This window comes from Streptomyces sp. NPDC041796, from assembly GCF_055590785.1.
Genome location: NZ_JBVJAH010000001.1, coordinates 446,009 through 458,336, shown reverse-complemented (window position 1 = coordinate 458,336; position 12,328 = coordinate 446,009). Strand labels below are relative to the sequence as shown.

The window sequence follows — 12,328 nt, the reverse complement described above, 5'->3', positions numbered from 1 at the left end:
CGTTACTGACGTCACTCAGGGTTGTCCGCGAGCGATCTCGCCGCCCTGACGCAGTGGGCGAGCGCGGCACGGGCATACGCGGGCGAAGCACCCGCCAGTCCGCACGACGGGGTGACCACCAGCGACTCGGCGAGAGTCCCCGGATTCAGCCCCAGCCTGCGCCACAGCGTCCTGACACCCATGACGCTACCGGCAGGGTCTGACAATGGAACGTCGGTCGACTCGACGACGCCCACCAACAGCCTCGTGCCGCCCTCGACCGCTTCCCCGATCTGCTCCTCGTCACGCTCGGTGAGCAGCCCGAAATCGAACGAGATGCCCGCCGCGCCCGCGCGCCGCAGCAGCGCGAACGGCACGTCCGGGGCGCACGAGTGCACGATCACGGGCCCGTGTCCCTCGTTCACGGCCATCACGTCCCTGAGCGCGCTCTCCACGACCTGCCGGTCCACCGCCCGGTACGTGCGGTAGCCGCTCGCGGTCCGCACCCGTCCCTGCAGCACCGCCGTCAGCGACGGCTCGTCGAGCTGGAGCACCACGCGGGCGCCGGGGATCCTGCGCCGCACCTCCGCGAGGTGGGCGCGCAGCCCCTCCGCCAGCGAGGACGCCAGGTCCCGGCAGGCGCCGGGGTCGCCGAGTGCCGCCTCGCCGCCCCGCAGCTCCAGGGCGGCGGCCAGCGTCCACGGCCCCACGGCCTGAACCTTCAGGAGTCCCTCGTACCCCTGGGTGAACTCCTCCAGGGCGTCGAGGTCCTCCCCCATCCAGGACCTGGCCCGCCGGGTGTCCCGGCCCGGCCGGTCGCTGACCCGCCAGCCGCTCGGCTCGACGTGCGCGTACATCTCGACGAGCAGCCCGATGGTCCGCCCGATCATGTCGGCACCCGGGCCGCGCGCGGGCAGCTCCGCGAGGAAGGGGAAGTCCTCGAAGGTCCCGGTGACGGTCCTGGCGGCCTCCCGCGCGTCGCCGCCCGGCATGGACCCGATCCCGGTGGCCGGGCCCCAGCTGAAGTCGTCGTCGCTCATCGTCCGGGCCGCACCGTCAGGTCGTTGATCTCCGCGTCGCGCGGCAGGTCGATGGCCGTCAGGATCGCCGTGGCGACCGACTCGGGGTCGATCCAGCGCGAGGCGTCGTACTCCTTGCCCTCCTGCTGGTGCACCTTCGCCTGCATCGGGCTGGCCGTACGGCCCGGGTAGACGGACGTGACGCGTACGCCGTTGCCGTGCTCCTCCTGGCGCAGCGAGTCGGCCAGCGCCTTGAGGCCGTGCTTGGAGGCGGCGTACGCGGACCACTCGGCGTGCGCGTTCAGCCCGGCGCCGGAGTTGACGAACACCACGTGTCCCTGGGAGACCCGCAGCTGCGGCAGGAGGAGCCGGGTCAGTTCGGCGGGCGCGACGAGGTTCACGTCGAGCTGGCTGCGCCAGGCCTTGGTGGTGAGGTCGCCGACCCGCCCGAGGTCGACGACGCCCGCGATGTGCAGCAGCGAGTCGAGCCGGTCCGGGAGGGACTGGTGGGAGAAGGCCCAGGAGAGCCGGTCCGGATTGGCGAGGTCGCCGACGAGCGTGCGGGCACCCGGGTAGGCGCCGACCAGCTCCTTGGCGCGTCCGGCGTCACGGGCCAGCAGGACGAGCTCGTCGCCCCGCTCGTGCAGGCGGCGGGCGACGGCCGCGCCGATGCCGGAACCCGCCCCGGTGATCATGTGTGTAGCCATACGGGCCATGCTCGCATCCGGACGAGGGCTACCGGATCCCGGCGCTCTCCTCCAGGTACGCGAGGGCCGAAACCCCGTCCTCCGCGAAGAACACCAGGTCGGTCAGCGGCACCGGCAGGAAGCCTTCGGCCTCCATGCGCCGGAACTGCTCCTTGAGCCCGTCGTAGAAGCCCGCCGCGTTGAGCAGCACCACGGGCTTGGTGTGCTTGCCGTGCTTCTTCAGCTCCAGGATCTCGGTGGCCTCGTCGAGGGTGCCGGTGCCGCCGACCATGACGACGATCGCGTCCGACTTGGCGAGCATCAGTGCCTTCCGCTCGGCGAGGTCCTCGGCGAAGACCATCTCGTCGGCACCGGCCCGCGCCTTGGCCGCCAGGAACTCCACGGACACGCCGACGAGCCGTCCGCCCGCCTCCTGGACGCCGTCCGCCACGACCTTCATCAGGCCGCAGTCGCTGCCGCCCCACACCAGGGTGTGACCGCCCTTGCCGAGCAGACCGGCGAACTCGCGGGCCGGAACGGTGTACCGCTCGTCGAGGTCGGCGGCGGACAGGAAGACACAAATGTTCATGTTGCAACCGTACGGGGAATCGCGGTCCGGGCCCGGCTGTTGCACCGACCATGACGACAGGACACCGCATCACGATCGAGCAAGGCAGCGAGCACGTACGCGTCGTCCGCGACGGTCACGTGATCGCCGAGAGCCGACGGCCGCTGGTGCTGCGCGAAACGGGCTGTCCCGTGCGCTACTACCTGCCCACGGCGGACGTCCGGATGGACCTGCTGTCCCCGTCGGACACGCACACGTACTGCCCGTTCAAGGGCACGGCGTCCTACTGGTCGCTGGACGGGGCGAAGGACGCGGTGTGGGCGTACCCCGACCCGAAGCCGGACGTCGCGGAGATCAAGGGCCACCTCTGTTTCTACGAAACAGAGGTGGTGTGACGGCGGTGTACGAACCGCCGTACGGCGCCGACCCGGCGGCCCTCGGGGGATCCGCCGAGCAGACCGGGCGGCCCACGCGGCTCCTGGCGGACGGCCGGCGCGGCGACGCGCTCGCGCCAGACCCATGCGGTGGCCCCCAGCCCCCGGCCCGCTCACTGAAGCGGTGGTTCACCCCCCGAAACGCACCACGCTCACCGTGCCGTCGGCCCGGAAGACGGGACGGGCACCTCGGCGGACCAGAACGCGGAACGGACATTGGGGGTGGGCACCTGCCCGAGGGGGTAGGCAGGGCCGTTGGGTTCGGAGGTGGGCTCGGCGACGGGTGACTTGGCTACGCAGGGGGTGGCGACTTCGAAGAAGGCTTGGCCCTTGTAGCCGAAGCTCAACTGGAGCTGGAACCCGTCCCGTGACTTGGCAAAAATGGCGGGCATCTCCCGAGACTGGTTCACAGAAGTGATCTTGTAGCCGCTCCCCTTCCAGAACCGCTCGATGACACCCAAGAAGTTGCCGCGCCGCTCGTTGGAGATGATGGTGGTAACAGTCCGACGCCGGTTGACCTGACACGATCCGGCTGTGGTCACGTGATGGGCCCACTCAATCTCCGGCACAACCGCTGAAATGGTTGCGTCCAGCATCGCATCCGCCCGTTCAGCGGCCTCCTGCATGTCCATGATGGTCGTCGCTCCAGTTCCACGCGCGCCTTCCGCACCTGTACACCCTGCAACAAGGACGCTGACGAGCGCCGTTGACATCGCCAATCGCGCACCTCGTACCCATCTCATCGCCGCTCCTCCTTGGTGATTTCGTTGGGCTTCCCTCCGACGATCCGGGCGATGCTCTCTGCTGAATCCAGGTCCAATTTCGGGTCGAAGTACTGCGAGTGCGCGTCCATCAACCCCAGCTGCAACCCCTCCGACGCGCTGGCACCGGCGAACGGAGGGCCGGGGTCGACCTTGAAGCGTTGGGCGCCGAAGGCCTCGCTCGCCGGGTCCTTGCCGAAGTAGTTGTCGTCGTTTCCCCGGTCGACGACGTCACCGTAGAAGAGTGAGCCGACGGGGCCGGCGAAGGCCATCTCGCCCTTTGTCGGGGCCCTGGTGACCAGGTCGTTGTCGGCCGCTCCGACGAAGACGTGGCTTTCGTCGACACCGAGGTCTCTCGCCCTTTCCACACCCACTCCCGGACTTCCCAGCAGAATCACGTCGTCGACTCCCGGAATACCGCCGGACTGCTTTGCCGCCGTGCCCACGGTGAACGAGCCGTAGGAGTGGCCGATCGCCGTCAGGTGGGGGTCGGCGTTCGAGTTGGTCGCTTCCAGTCCCGCCATGAACCGGTTGTACGCGGGGGCTCCTCGCTCCGCATCACTCTCGGTCATGACGTCCGCGAGCTGAGGCGCGTCGTAGCCCAGCCAGATGATGGAGGCGCTGGAGGGATCCACCCGCCGTGCCCCGATCGCCGTGTCCTCGGCCCGTTTCATCGTGTCCTCGACGAACTCCCCGTTCAGCTTCGTGCCCAGGCCCGGCACGTATGCCGAGACGTTCCGCGAGGTGTCGGGGTTGCCGTAGGCGACGATCGCGCGGCCGTTGCCCTCGTCGCCGATGCCCAGCAGGTACATCGGCGGGACGCTCGGTTGGCTGAGGCGGCCCTGGATCATGCGGAGCGCCTCCAGCTTTGTGCGGGAGTCGTCATCGTGGCGCCGGGCCAGTTCGTCGATGAGCACCGGCAGGTGGTTGCGGTTCGCCTCGTCACGTACCGCCGCGGGGATGCCGTCCAGGCCGCCGATCAGGTCCGGGGCGATGTCGATGTACTCGCGGCGCTGCTCTTCGGGGAGGCCGTCCCACCAGGCCTTGAGTTCGGCCGGGGACCTGTCGGCGGGGATGCCGTCTCCGAGGTGGCGCCCCGCCGCGGCGCGGACGTCCGCGGTGTCGCGTGCGGCGTCGGCGAGGGTGGCCGTGGTGACGTCCAGGCCTTTCGCCGCCCTGAGGCGGTCCAGCGTCGCCGCGTACTTGAGGTCGATTTCCGTGGCCGCGCGGACCGCGCGGGCGATGCGGTCCGCGAGGGCCTGGGCCTTTTCCGCGTTCGGGTTGAGCGGCCGGACCGTCGGGGGCGGGCCGGCCAGGCCCGGGGCACGGTCCAGGGGCAGGCGGGCGTCACCGCGGGCCTGGCCGCCCGGGGTGGGAGTCTCACCCGCACGTGTGGCCGTGGTGCCGGGCGGGAAGCTGACGGAGCCGTCCTCGTGGACGGTGAACCGCAGCTCGGCCGCCTCGTCCAGCGCCTGCCGCAACTGCTTCTGGGGCACCGCCAGTTCCGCCGCCAGGGCGTTCAGGGTGGTACGGATCAGGCCGCACTCGGTGTGCAGGTACTGGTAGTTGCGGCTCAGCCGCTGGAGGCGCGCGAGGGCCGCCGCCGCGGACCGGCTGTCCTGGGTCTCCCGCAGCCGCGCCGTCATCAGGCGGTCCACGCGGACGCGGTCCGAGCCCGACCGGCTGGACTCCGCGTGCCACGCGTCGCCCGCGTCCTCCAGCGCGGCCGGCCTCAGGTCCCGCAGGAGTCGCCACGTCAGGGTGGTGCCGCTCACCGCTGCCGGCCGCCCTCCGGGACGGCGTGGAAGGCATGCCCGACCCCCGTGTCGGTCTCGCCCATCTCCTTGGCGACCTTCGCGAGGGCGCCGGTCAGGTACGCGCACTCGTCCCGTACGGCCGCGAGACGCTCCTCCCAGGAGGTCAGCACGGCCCGTAAGGAGGCCACCGACGTCAGCCCCGCGCCCGCCGCCCCGACGCCCTCGTGGGCGGTGCCGAGCGAGCGGCGGCCGCTCTCGGTCCGGACGCGCAACTCATCGGCGGCGCCGGAGGCACCGGTCCAGGGCCCGCCGCTGTGCTTGAGCCCGCCGTGCCCCGGGGCCAGGTCGAGCAGTTCCTGCCAGCGCTGCGTATACGTCACGTACGCCATCCCCCGCACGTCGAAGGTCACGCACAGCGACGCGCTGTGCGCGCGGTGACGTTAGCGCAGGCGGCGGGCCGGTGAACCGCACCGCCGCGGACCGGTGTCCCCGGTTGACGCGGGTTCGCTCAGGCGCTGACCGGCGTCCGGCGGGTCGTCGTGGCGATGGTGGCCGAGCCGACCACGCGGGTGCCGTCGTAGAGGACGATCGCCTGGCCGGGGGCGACGCCGCGGACGGGCTCCTCGAAGGACACGTGGAGTTCGCCGTCCGCGAGGGTCGCCGTGACCGGGGTCTCGTCGCCGTGGGCGCGGAGCTGGGCGGTGTAGGCGCCGGGTCCCGAGGGGGCGGTGCCGCACCAGCGGGGCTTGATGGCCGTCAGGGCGGTGACGTCGAGCGCCTCGGCGGGGCCCACCGTCACGGTGTTGTTCACGGGCGAGATGTCCAGGACGTACCGGGGCTTGCCGTCCGGGGCGGGGTGGCCGATGCGCAGGCCCTTGCGCTGGCCGATGGTGAAGCCGTACGCGCCCTCGTGGGTGCCGACCTTGGCGCCGGACTCGTCGACGATGTCGCCCTCCGCCTTGCCCAGGCGGGAGGCGAGGAAGCCCTGGGTGTCACCGTCCGCGATGAAGCAGATGTCGTGGCTGTCGGGCTTCTTCGCCACGGCCAGGCCCCGCCGCTCCGCCTCCGCGCGGATCTCGTCCTTGGTGGTGAGGGTGTCGCCCAGCGGGAACATCGCGTGCGCGAGCTGCTTCTCGTCCAGGACCCCGAGGACGTACGACTGGTCCTTGGCCATGTCGGAGGCGCGGTGGAGCTCCCGGGTGCCGTCCTCGCGGGTGACGACGGTGGCGTAGTGGCCGGTGCAGACCGCGTCGAAGCCCAGCGCGAGCGCCTTGTCCAGCAGAGCCGCGAACTTGATCTTCTCGTTGCAGCGCAGGCACGGGTTGGGGGTGCGCCCGGCCTCGTACTCGGCGATGAAGTCGTCGACGACGTCCTCGCGGAACCGCTCGGCCAGGTCCCACACGTAGAACGGGATGCCGATGACGTCGGCCGCGCGGCGGGCGTCGCGCGAGTCCTCGATGGTGCAACAGCCCCGCGCGCCGGTACGGAAGGACTGCGGGTTCGCGGACAGGGCGAGGTGCACGCCGGTGACGTCGTGGCCGGCCTCGGCGGCGCGGGCGGCGGCGACGGCGGAGTCCACGCCGCCCGACATGGCGGCGAGCACACGGAGCGGGCGCTGGGGAGTGTGAGTCATAGCCCTACCAGGGTACGGGCCCCGGGAACCATGGTCCCCCGAGTATGCGTTCACGGTCACATGGACGGGAAAAAGCGGGGGCCGGTCGTCGGGCGTCGGGCGGTGCTGATCGGCGGCGGGGCGGCCGTCGTGGGCGCGGCGGTGCTGGCGCGCGACGAGCTGCGGAGTGCCTGGTACCGGGTGCCGGGGGTGGAGAAGGACCGCGTCGAGGGCGAGCTGGACCACGCGGGGGCGGAATGGACGGCGGCCTCGCGGGCGAACTGGCGGCGGGCCGACCGGCCGGACGACTTCACCATCGACCGGGTCGTGATCCATGTGGTGCAGGGCAGCTTTCCGACCGCCTTGAAGGTGTTCAAGGACCCCGGGCACGGGGCGGCGACGCACTACGTCGTACGGAAGGACGGGCACGTCGCCCAGATGATCCGTGAGCTGGACGTGGCCTTCCACGCGGGCGACCGGGACATGAACGAGCGCAGCATCGGCATCGAGCACGAGGGGTTCGTGGACCGGCCGCAGGATTTCACCGCCGCGATGTACGCGTCGTCGGCGCGGCTGACGGCCGGGATATGCGCGCGGTACGGGATACCGGTGGACCGCGAGCACATCATCGGCCATGTGGAGGTGGAGGGCACCGACCACACCGATCCGGGGCCGCACTGGGACTGGGACCGGTACATGAGGCTCGTGCGGGACGCCTCCCGGGCCCCGCGGACGACGGCTAGCTGAGGCCGGCGGTCCGGGCGCGTTCCACCGCCGGGCCGATGGCCTTGGCGACCGCTTCGACGTCGGCGCGGGTCGAGGTGTGCCCGAGTGTGAAGCGGAGCGTGCCGCGCGCCAGGTCCGGGTCGGTGCCGGTGGCCAGCAGGACGTGGCTGGGCTGGGCCACGCCGGCCGTGCAGGCGGATCCGGTGGAGCACTCGATGCCCTGGGCGTCGAGGAGCAGCAGCAGCGAGTCGCCCTCGCAGCCGGGGAAGGAGAAGTGGGCGTTGGCGGGCAGGCGGCCCTCGGTGGCGGGGTCGCCGCCGAGGACGGCGTCCGGGACGGCCGTACGGACGGCGTCGACCAGGTCGTCGCGCAGGGCGCCGATCTCGCGGGCGTACTCCGCGCGGCGCTCGGCCGCCAGCCGTCCCGCCACCGCGAAGGCGGCGACGGCCGGGACGTCGAGCGTGCCGGAGCGGACGTGGCGCTCCTGCCCGCCGCCGTGCAGCACCGGCACGGGGCTGTACTCGCGGCCCAGGAGCAACGCCCCGATGCCGTAGGGGCCGCCGATCTTGTGGCTGGAAACCGTCATGGCGGCGAGGCCGGAGTCGGCGAAGCCCACCGGGACCTGGCCGAAGGCCTGGACGGCGTCGGAGTGCAGCGGGACGTCGAACTCCCGCGCGACGGCGGCCAGTTCCCGTACCGGCATGACGGTGCCGATCTCGTTGTTGGCCCACATCACGGTGGCGAGGGCGACGGTCGAGGGGTCGCGCTCGATGGCTTCCCGGAGGGCGTCGGGGTGGACGCGCCCGTACCGGTCCACGGGCAGGTACTCGATGGCGGCGTCCTCGTGCTCGCCGAGCCAGTGCACGGCGTCGAGGACGGCGTGGTGCTCGACCGGGCTGGCCAGCACCCGCACGCGGCGCGGGTCCGCGTCCCGGCGGGCCCAGTACAGGCCCTTGACGGCGAGGTTGTCCGCCTCCGTGCCGCCGGAGGTCAGCACGACCTCGCTGGGGCGCGCGCCGAGTGCCTCGGCGAGGGCCTCGCGGGCCTCCTCGACGGTACGGCGGGCCCGGCGGCCGGCGGCGTGCAGCGAGGACGCGTTGCCCGTGACGGCGAGCTGGGCGGTCATCGCCTCGATCGCCTCCGGCAGCATCGGAGTGGTCGCGGCGTGGTCGAGGTATGCCATGGTGCAACGATTCTACGAGCCCTCCGACGTCGGAGGATCAGCGCCGTATCGGCCGTATCCGCCCCGGCCGCCCCGCCGGGGTCGGCGCCACCCGGTTCAGCCGTGTCAGGCGATGCTCCAGGAGACCGTGCCGTCCATGGTGACCAGGGTGGCCAGGACGGCGAGGTCGGCGACGCCGAGGCCGAGGCCGAGCATGGCCCGTCCCCGGCGTGTGGTGCCGCGCCGCAGGGCGAGGACGGCGAGGCCGATGGCGATGGGCCCGAGCAGGATGTTCATCACCAGCAGGCCCACCAGGCCCAGGACGAACGCGGCGACGGCCATCCCGTCGGCGTCACGCACACGGCTCCGGGGGCGGGGGGTGGAGGTGGTGAGTTCCATGGCTGTCTCCTCAGCGGTGCTGTCGTTCCCGGATGGCGAAGATCAGCAGCCAGGCGCCGATGACGGTCGCGGCGACCAGTGTGACCGGGACGGGCACGTGGGCCACGGTCCCGAGGACGACACCCAGCATCAGCAGGGCGGCGACGATGAAGAACATCGGATGACCTCCCTCGGTCCTCAGTAGGGTTGAATCGGAAAACACTTGTTCACTGACTACCCAGTCTAGCGACCCTCAGTCTGGAACGGCTCGGAGAACGGTTGTTTACTGAATGGCATGAGTCACACGTCCGGGATCCGTCAGGCCCAGAAACAGAAGACCCGTCAGGCGCTCCTGGACGCCGCCCTCCGGCTGCTGGAGGAGCAGAGCCTGAGCAGCCTCGGCCTGCGCGAGGTGACCCGCGCGGTGGGCGTCGCCCCGGCGGCCTTCTACCGGCACTTCCGGGACACCGCGGACCTCGGCGTCGCCCTCGTCGACGAGGCCCTCGGCAGCCTGCACGGAACGATCCGTACGACCCTGGCGGCGACCGGCGACAGCGACGAACGGATCGCCGCCACCGTCGAGTTGATCGCCGGGCTCGTACGCGGGTACCCCGCTCACGTCCGGTTCATCGCCCGTGAACGGCACGGCGGCGTGGCACCGGTGCGCGAGGCCATCGGCGGCCAACTCGACCGGTTCGCCCACGAGGTGGCCGACGAGCTGGCCAGGCACCCCGGGAGCGAGGCGTGGGAGCGGGACGACCTGCTCATGCTCGCCGGGCTGTACGTCGACCACATGGTGATGACCGCCTCGGCGTTCCTGGCGACACCCCCGCGGGAGTGGGACCGGGTGGCACGGACCGCGCGGCGCCAGTTGCGGCTGGTCAGCCTGGGGCGCCGGCACTGGCTGGACTGACGTCCGCGTACGGGGCGAGCCGCCGCCGCGGCGGCTGGTCGGTGGTGGCCGCCCGGTGGGCAGGCACGGCCCGCCCGGAAGAGCCGGGGCGTCGCGCGACGTTCGGCGACCGGGCACCGGCCTTGGCGACGAGCCCGTAGGGATCCACGGTGTACGCCCCTGGCGCCTCCGTACCGCCGTGGCGGCGGCGCAGCCGCAGTCGCCGGTCGGCGGAGACGGAGTCATGCGAGGAGGCCCGGGTCCACGTCCGGCGCCAGGGCGCCCGACCGGCGGTCCGGCCGACGAGGATGCGTCGACTCGGCGGCCGGGCCGGTGACATGAAGCCCGGCAGCGGCGCGACGCCGCCGTGCCGGCCGCGCTCGGCGTGGCCGGGGGCGCCGGACGCGAAGAGCGCCTCGGCGTCCCGGTGGATGGTGCGTACGGAGACGTCGAGGCGCTCGGCGAGCTCGGCGGCGGGGACCAGGCCCCGCCTTGAGGAGCAGGAGGATTCAGAGGCGGCCGGCCGGACTTCAGCCCTGGGCCATCAGCCCCTGGGTGCGCGCGCGAGTTGACGGGACTGGGCGACCAGGCGGTCGGCGCTGTCCCAGACCTCCGCGTCCTCCTCCAGGAAACCGCCCGCGAGGTTGCGGGTGGTGATGGAGACGCGCAGCGGGCCGGGGGCGGGGCGGCACCGTATGTGGGTGGTGAGCTCCACGGTGGGCGTCCAGCCGGTGAGGCCGAGCTCGAAGGAGGTCGGGGGCAGGGCGTCGACGGTGAGCAGCAGGGACAGCGGGTCCGGCTCGCGGCCGTCGGCCAGGCCGAACCAGCCGCGCATCTCCCCCTTGCCGGACGGGGCGCCGACGGCCCAGCCCAGGGTGGTGGGGTCGAGCTTGATGTCGAGGCGCTCGGTGATGGCGGAGGAGCCGGGGATGGGTGCCGGCCCGTCGGACGGGCCGAGGCAGTGCTCGCGCGGCGGGATCGCCGGCGGCTTGGCCGTCGTCCGTACGTCGTCGGGCAGGGCGTCCAGGTCGCCGTAGGAGGCGAGGACCCGGATGCGCTCGACCTCGGTGCCGTCCTCCGCGTACTGGAAGAGCGAGGCCTGGCCGGTGGAGAGGGTGCGGCCGGAACGGACCGTCTCCGTCCGGATCACGGCGGGGCCCGGCGCGGACGGCGTCAGGTAGTGCGCCGAGATGGTGAACGGGTCGGGATGCGGCAGGGCTTCGCCGAGCGCACGGCCGAGCAGGGCGAGCAGGTAGCCGCCGTTGACGGCCTGGATGATCGTCCAGCCGGCGGAGAGCTCCGCGTCGTAGACGCCCGGCTCGCGGAGGGTCACCGCGGTGTCGCGGTCGAACTCGCTGTCCATGTCCGGCACAGTACAACAGGAAATTACTAAGCGGTAGCTTTTCCGGGGAGCTGCTCCTCCTCCCTCGCCGTCGACCGCCGGTTCCACGCACGGGGCGCCCGCCAGTGGTAGCGCATCGCCAGCAGGCGCAGCAGGAAGGTGGTCACGGCGGCGAGGGCGCTGGTGAAAGGGTTCAGCATCTCGAAGCGGATGCAGAGCGCCACCATGGTGGCGCCCACGATGGCCGGCACGGCGTACAGGTCCCGGTCCCAGCGGAGCAGCGACGGCACCTCGTTGGCCAGGACGTCGCGGAGGACGCCACCGCCGACACCGGTGGCGAGACCGAGCACCGCGGAGAAGGTGAGACCCAGGCCGTACTCGTACGCCTTGGTCGTGCCCGCGACGCAGAACAGCCCCAGCCCCGCGGCGTCGAAGACGTTCACGGCCGCCTGCGTCCGCTCGACCACCGGGTGCAGGAAGAAGACGAGCACGGTGGCGACGAGGGGCATGACGAAGTACCCCAGGTCGGTGAACGCGGCGGGCGGTACGGCGCCGATCACCAGGTCCCGGAACAGCCCTCCGCCCAGGGCGGTCACCTCGGCGAGGACGGCGATGCCGAAGACGTCGAAGTTCTTGCGCACGGCGAGCAGGGCGCCGGAGATCGCGAACACGAAGATCCCGGCGAGGTCGAGCGCGTGTTGCACGGAGGGGGTGAAGAATTCCTGGAGCACCGCCCAATTGTGCCGGTTCTCCCCGGGGGCTCCGCCCCCGCCGGACCGCTACCCCCGCGCGTCCCCCGCCGGTACACGGACCACCGTGCCGGGCGGGCCCGGCTTGCGCCGGTGGTGCGGGTCGCGTGCCTGGGCCTGCGGCGGAATCCACCCCCGGCCCGCCCCGGGAAGGGGGACACCCCCCACGGAGCGGCCCCCACGGCAACCGACACGGGCGGGACCCCCGGGAGCGGCCCCCACGCCAACCGACACGGGCGGGACCCCCGGGGCGCGGACCTCAC

General features: G+C 72.3%; 16 protein-coding genes. 3 read left to right on the top strand and 13 right to left on the bottom strand.

Features of this window, described 5'->3' with window-relative positions; all coding sequences use genetic code 11:
* Positions 1–11: 11 nt before the first annotated feature.
* The 3 genes from ACZ6C1_RS02095 to ACZ6C1_RS02085 are packed head-to-tail and all read right to left on the bottom strand — an operon-like array spanning position 12 to position 2,273.
* Positions 12–1,019, bottom strand: coding sequence for a methionine synthase (locus tag ACZ6C1_RS02095; RefSeq protein WP_469236804.1), 1,008 nt, complete (start codon positions 1,017–1,019; stop codon positions 12–14).
* Positions 1,016–1,714, bottom strand: a complete 699-nt coding sequence (locus tag ACZ6C1_RS02090) for an SDR family oxidoreductase (protein ID WP_469236802.1) — start codon at positions 1,712–1,714, stop codon at positions 1,016–1,018. Before ACZ6C1_RS02090 ends, ACZ6C1_RS02095 begins: the two co-directional genes overlap by 4 nt.
* A 19-nt stretch (positions 1,715–1,733) precedes the next feature.
* Positions 1,734–2,273, bottom strand: coding sequence for an LOG family protein (locus tag ACZ6C1_RS02085; protein ID WP_469236800.1), 540 nt, complete (start codon positions 2,271–2,273; stop codon positions 1,734–1,736).
* 50 nt (positions 2,274–2,323) lie between these two features.
* On the opposite strand from ACZ6C1_RS02085, the gene ACZ6C1_RS02080 reads away from it, so the two are divergent.
* Positions 2,324–2,647, top strand: coding sequence for a DUF427 domain-containing protein (locus ACZ6C1_RS02080; RefSeq protein WP_469236798.1), 324 nt, complete (start codon positions 2,324–2,326; stop codon positions 2,645–2,647).
* 191 nt (positions 2,648–2,838) lie between these two features.
* Here ACZ6C1_RS02080 and ACZ6C1_RS02075 read toward each other — a convergent pair whose 3' ends face one another.
* From ACZ6C1_RS02075 to mnmA, 4 genes are all read right to left on the bottom strand, one after another.
* On the bottom strand, positions 2,839–3,318 hold the full coding sequence (locus ACZ6C1_RS02075) for a hypothetical protein (RefSeq protein ID WP_469236797.1): 480 nt from the start codon (positions 3,316–3,318) through the stop codon (positions 2,839–2,841).
* A 107-nt stretch (positions 3,319–3,425) separates the two neighbouring features.
* Positions 3,426–5,222, bottom strand: a complete 1,797-nt coding sequence (locus ACZ6C1_RS02070; protein ID WP_469236795.1) for an alpha/beta hydrolase — start codon at positions 5,220–5,222, stop codon at positions 3,426–3,428.
* A complete protein-coding gene (locus ACZ6C1_RS02065) occupies positions 5,219–5,584 on the bottom strand; it encodes a hypothetical protein (protein WP_469236793.1) in 366 nt (121 codons plus the stop codon). Before ACZ6C1_RS02065 ends, ACZ6C1_RS02070 begins: the two co-directional genes overlap by 4 nt.
* A 128-nt stretch (positions 5,585–5,712) precedes the next feature.
* Positions 5,713–6,837 carry a tRNA 2-thiouridine(34) synthase MnmA gene (gene mnmA / locus ACZ6C1_RS02060; RefSeq protein ID WP_469236792.1) on the bottom strand — a complete coding sequence of 375 codons (1,125 nt, stop codon included), beginning with the start codon at positions 6,835–6,837 and terminating at the stop codon, positions 5,713–5,715.
* Between the two features lie 60 nt (positions 6,838–6,897).
* Between mnmA and ACZ6C1_RS02055 the strand changes: the two genes are divergently transcribed.
* On the top strand, positions 6,898–7,563 hold the full coding sequence (locus ACZ6C1_RS02055; RefSeq protein ID WP_469236791.1) for an N-acetylmuramoyl-L-alanine amidase: 666 nt from the start codon (positions 6,898–6,900) through the stop codon (positions 7,561–7,563).
* Here the strand turns inward: ACZ6C1_RS02055 and ACZ6C1_RS02050 are convergent.
* The 3 genes from ACZ6C1_RS02050 to ACZ6C1_RS02040 all read right to left on the bottom strand — a co-directional run bounded on the left by ACZ6C1_RS02050 (position 7,556) and on the right by ACZ6C1_RS02040 (position 9,260).
* Positions 7,556–8,725 (bottom strand): cysteine desulfurase family protein, encoded by a 1,170-nt coding sequence (locus ACZ6C1_RS02050; protein WP_469236789.1) that lies wholly within the window; start codon positions 8,723–8,725, stop codon positions 7,556–7,558. The two genes, ACZ6C1_RS02055 and ACZ6C1_RS02050, sit on opposite strands and share 8 nt — an antisense overlap.
* Positions 8,726–8,830: 105 nt before the next feature.
* Positions 8,831–9,103: a DUF4190 domain-containing protein gene (locus ACZ6C1_RS02045; protein WP_469236787.1), complete on the bottom strand. Its 273-nt coding sequence runs from the start codon at positions 9,101–9,103 to the stop codon at positions 8,831–8,833.
* 10 nt (positions 9,104–9,113) lie between these two features.
* Complete coding sequence (locus tag ACZ6C1_RS02040) at positions 9,114–9,260, bottom strand: hypothetical protein (protein ID WP_469236785.1); 147 nt, start codon at positions 9,258–9,260, stop codon at positions 9,114–9,116.
* Between the two features lie 117 nt (positions 9,261–9,377).
* On the opposite strand from ACZ6C1_RS02040, the gene ACZ6C1_RS02035 reads away from it, so the two are divergent.
* On the top strand, positions 9,378–9,995 hold the full coding sequence (locus ACZ6C1_RS02035; RefSeq protein ID WP_469236784.1) for a TetR family transcriptional regulator: 618 nt from the start codon (positions 9,378–9,380) through the stop codon (positions 9,993–9,995).
* On the opposite strand, the gene ACZ6C1_RS02030 is transcribed toward ACZ6C1_RS02035, so the two are convergent.
* From ACZ6C1_RS02030 to ACZ6C1_RS02020, 3 genes are all read right to left on the bottom strand, one after another.
* The gene (locus ACZ6C1_RS02030; RefSeq protein ID WP_469237161.1) at positions 9,964–10,407 is read right to left on the bottom strand and encodes a hypothetical protein; all 444 of its coding nucleotides are present in this window, start codon (positions 10,405–10,407) and stop codon (positions 9,964–9,966) included. The genes ACZ6C1_RS02035 and ACZ6C1_RS02030 overlap by 32 nt on opposite strands.
* 111 nt (positions 10,408–10,518) lie before the next feature.
* Positions 10,519–11,337, bottom strand: a complete 819-nt coding sequence (locus tag ACZ6C1_RS02025) for a thioesterase family protein (RefSeq protein ID WP_469236783.1) — start codon at positions 11,335–11,337, stop codon at positions 10,519–10,521.
* A gap of 26 nt (positions 11,338–11,363) precedes the next feature.
* Entirely contained in the window at positions 11,364–12,047 is a 684-nt protein-coding gene (locus tag ACZ6C1_RS02020; protein ID WP_359807273.1) for a trimeric intracellular cation channel family protein, read from the bottom strand.
* Between the last annotated feature and the right edge of the window lie 281 nt (positions 12,048–12,328).